The following is a 3,856-nucleotide window of genomic DNA, read 5'->3' as shown; positions in this document are numbered from 1 at the left end:
GCGCCGTGATGATGCCCCAAACGGTGAGCTCCATGGTCGCCCTCCTCCTTAAGATCCGGTCACACGTTTTTGTGTGGTTACTGTCGTGATCGCTAAGTTCCCGACCGCCCGGAAATCCAAACCGACTCCGATGACGAATTGTTCAGACGTACCCTGACCTGCTACTTCTCCCCGAAACCGGGCGCGGCGGGCGGGCCCGGCACACCGACGGTGTTCAATGCGCCGATACGCCGACGGGTGCCCGGCCGATGCGGCCGGGCACCCGTCGAGGCGCGTGATGCGTCGATCAGTAACGCGAGACGCTGCTGCGGCGGCCGACGCCGGCCACCAGGGCCACACCGATGGCGGCGAGCACGACCTGCACGGCCAGCTCGGCCCAGTCGATGCCGGCGGTCTGCGTGGCGATGCCGAGCGCGCGGGCCAGGACGGTGCCCAGCAGCGCCGCGCCGACGCCGATCACCATGTGCAGCCAGATCGGCATGTTCTGCCGGCCCGGCACGACCAGCCGGCCCAGCGCGCCGACGATCAGACCCACGACCAGCGCGGTGATGATGCCCCAGACGGTGAACTCCACGGTCGTCCTCCTAAAGCGATTTCGCACGTTCTGTGCGGTTGCTGTCGTGACCGCTAAGTGCCCGACGCATCGAAAACCGAAACCGGCCGCATCGACCGCCACCCTCCCGGCTGACGCGAACCCGCAGGTGGGAGCGCTGCCACCGGCTGAAAATCTCCTGGGTACGCGAACGGCCGGCGCCCCTGCGAGGGGACGCCGGCCGCTGCGCGGAGCCGGACCGCTACTTCTTGCCGGCGGGCTTGCCGTCACCGGAGTCGGACGAGAGCGCCGCGATGAACGCCTCCTGGGGGACCTCCACCCGGCCCACCATCTTCATCCGCTTCTTGCCCTCCTTCTGCTTCTCCAGCAGCTTGCTCTTGCGGCTGATGTCACCGCCGTAGCACTTGGCGAGCACGTCCTTGCGGATCGCGCGGATGGTCTCCCGGGCGATCACCCGGCTCCCGATCGCCGCCTGGATCGGCACCTCGAACTGCTGGCGCGGGATCAGCGAACGCAGCTTCGCCGCGATCGTCGTGCCGTACGTGTACGCCTTGTCCTTGTGCACGATCGCGCTGAACGCGTCGACCGGCTCGCCGTGCAGCAGGATGTCCACCTTCACCAGGTCCGACGCCTGCTCGCCGGAGGGCTCGTAGTCCAGTGAGGCGTAACCCTTGGTACGGCTCTTGAGCTGGTCGAAGAAGTCGAAGATGATCTCGGCCAGCGGCAGCGTGTAGCGCAGCTCCACCCGGTCGGCGGAGAGGTAGTCCATGCCGAGCAGGCTGCCCCGGCGGCCCTGGCACAACTCCATCACCGCGCCGACGTAGTCGTTCGGGGTCAGCACCGTCGCCCGCACCGTCGGCTCGTACACCTCCGCGATCTTGCCGGTCGGGTACTCGCTCGGGTTGGTGACCACGATCTCCTCGCCGTCCTCCTGGATGGCCCGGTAGACCACGTTCGGGGCGGTGGAGATCAGGTCGAGGTTGAACTCCCGCTCCAGCCGCTCCCGGATGATCTCCAGGTGCAGCAGGCCGAGGAAGCCGCAGCGGAAGCCGAAGCCCAGCGCGCCGGAGGTCTCCGGCTCATAGACCAGCGCGGCGTCGTTGAGCTTGAGCTTGTCCAGCGCCTCGCGCAGGTTCGGGTAGTCCGAGCCGTCGATCGGGTAGAGCCCCGAGTAGACCATCGGCTTCGGGTCCTTGTAACCGCCGAGCGCCTCCTTGGCCGGGTTGTTGTTGATGGTGACCGTGTCACCGACCCGGGACTGGCGCACGTCCTTCACGCCGGTGATCAGGTAGCCCACCTCGCCGACGCCGAGCGCGTCGGCCTTGACCATCTCCGGCGAGATGACACCGATCTCCAGCAGCTCGTGGACCGCGCCGGTGGACATCATCTTGATCCGGTCCCGGGCCGAGATCCGGCCGTCGATCACCCGGACGTACGTGACCACGCCCCGGTAGACGTCGTACACCGAGTCGAAGATCATCGCGCGGGCCGGGGCCTCGGCGTCACCCACCGGCGGCACGAACTGCCGGACGATCTCGTCCAGCAGGTACGGCACGCCCTCGCCGGTCTTGCCGGAGACCTTGATGCAGTCCGCCGGGTCGCCGCCGATCAGGTGCGCCAGCTCCTCGGCGTACTTCTCCGGCTGGGCGGCCGGCAGGTCGATCTTGTTGAGCACCGGGATGATGTGCAGGTCGTTCTCGAGCGCCAGGTAGAGGTTGGCGAGCGTCTGCGCCTCGATGCCCTGCGCGGCGTCGACGAGCAGGATCGCACCCTCGCAGGCAGCCAGCGAACGGGACACCTCGTAGGTGAAGTCCACGTGGCCCGGAGTGTCGATCATGTTGAGCACGGCCGTCTCACCGGCCCGGTCGCCCTCGCGGATCGTCCACGGCATCCGCACGGCCTGGCTCTTGATGGTGATGCCGCGCTCGCGCTCAATGTCCATCCGGTCCAGGTACTGCGCGCGCATCTGCCGTGGGTCGACCACACCGGTGAGCTGCAACATCCGGTCGGCCAGGGTCGACTTCCCGTGGTCGATGTGGGCGATGATGCAGAAGTTCCGGATGCGCGCCGGGTCGGTGGCACCAGGAGCGTTCGCGCCGGGATCGAGCGTCGGTGGCACAGCGGTCCGTTCTGGTCGGCTGACGTGAGCGGGCCGGCGCGCCGCCGGCCCCCTCCATGGTCCCACGTCGCCCCGGGAGCGCCCGGACTCCCCCTTTACTCCACTGCTATTCCACGGGTGGCTCCACGAAGAGGGTGGCCAGCCTCGGCAGCCGACGCCGGGCCTCCTCCTCGTCGTCGAAGTCCCAGAAGTCGTTCAGGTCGGGCACCGGCACCGGGTCAGGCTCGGCCGGCAGGTCGCTCGCGGTGGCCTTCCGGTACGCGTCCCACGGCACCGCCAGCATGTCCTCGCACTCGAACTCCTCGCCGCTGAGCGCCGCCGCCCGCACCTGCGGCAACTCGGCGAGCGAGTCCGGGTCGCCGACCGCCTTGGCGAACACCGCCCGGCCCTGGGTCATCAGCCAGCCCCGGAAATACTCGAAGCCGTCGTCCGAGGCGCCGCCGTTGATCAGGTACGCCGCGCCCCAGAGATCCACCCGGTAGGAGGCGGCGAGCACCCGCCGCTGGTGGTGGGCGTACCCGACGATCTCCTCCGGGTCGCGCTCGGCCAGCAGCGCGACCGCCCGGGCGGCGACCGCGTCGGGCTCTCCCCCGGCCCCGGCGCGGGCGTCGTCGATCAGCTGCCAGAACTCGTCGGTCCTCATGGCAGGCAGTCTGGCAGAGCCCTCCGACGCGCCGGTTCGCCGCGCGCCACCGGTGCAGCGGGCGGCGCGGCCCACGTGCGGCAGCATGGTGCGGTGCGTGCGATCTCACTCCCGCCCGTCGCGTACGGGTCGACGGCCGTGCGGCCGGGCTGGGCCGACCTGCCGGCCGGGCTGCGGAACGCGCTGGCCGCCCGGCTCGGCGGCCCACCGGCGGCGGTACGGGTGGCCGCCGGCGGGTTCACCAGCGGATTCGCCGCCGTGCTGACCGGCCCAGACGGTGAGCGCGTGTTCGTCAAGGCGGCGGCGCTGCACGGGCAACGGCACCTGGTCGACTGGTACGCCCACGAGGCGGCGATCCTGGCCCGGCTCCCGGCCGGCCTGCCGGTGCCCCGGCCGCGCTGGGCGCTCACCGAGTCCGGCTGGTACGCGCTGGCGCTCGACGCGATCGACGGGCACACCCCCGCGCTGCCCTGGGCGCCGGCCGAGCTGCACGCCGCCCTCGCCACGTACGCAGAGGAGGCGGCCGCCCGCCCCGCCCCGC

General features: G+C 70.4%; 3 protein-coding genes and 1 pseudogene. 1 reads left to right on the top strand and 3 read right to left on the bottom strand.

What is annotated here, in order from left to right; all coding sequences use genetic code 11:
• Positions 1 to 286: 286 nt before the first annotated feature.
• From KBX39_RS25660 to KBX39_RS25650, 3 genes are all read right to left on the bottom strand, one after another.
• Positions 287 to 574 (bottom strand): GlsB/YeaQ/YmgE family stress response membrane protein, encoded by a 288-nt coding sequence (locus KBX39_RS25660; RefSeq protein ID WP_043328996.1) that lies wholly within the window; start codon positions 572 to 574, stop codon positions 287 to 289.
• Between the two features lie 220 nt (positions 575 to 794).
• Positions 795 to 2,672 carry a translation elongation factor 4 gene (lepA, locus tag KBX39_RS25655; protein ID WP_210872912.1) on the bottom strand — a complete coding sequence of 626 codons (1,878 nt, stop codon included), beginning with the start codon at positions 2,670 to 2,672 and terminating at the stop codon, positions 795 to 797.
• Between the two features lie 106 nt (positions 2,673 to 2,778).
• Positions 2,779 to 3,315, bottom strand: a complete 537-nt coding sequence (locus tag KBX39_RS25650) for a DUF4240 domain-containing protein (RefSeq protein WP_210872909.1) — start codon at positions 3,313 to 3,315, stop codon at positions 2,779 to 2,781.
• 93 nt (positions 3,316 to 3,408) lie between these two features.
• On the opposite strand from KBX39_RS25650, the pseudogene KBX39_RS25645 reads away from it, so the two are divergent.
• Positions 3,409 to 3,856 (top strand): annotated as a pseudogene (locus tag KBX39_RS25645) (aminoglycoside phosphotransferase family protein); the annotation flags it as partial.

This window comes from Micromonospora sp. D75, from assembly GCF_018070405.1.
Classification (GTDB): domain Bacteria; phylum Actinomycetota; class Actinomycetes; order Mycobacteriales; family Micromonosporaceae; genus Micromonospora; species Micromonospora chalcea.
The sequence above is the reverse complement of the archived record's forward strand: the minus strand, read 5'-3'. Positions and strand labels throughout refer to the sequence as shown.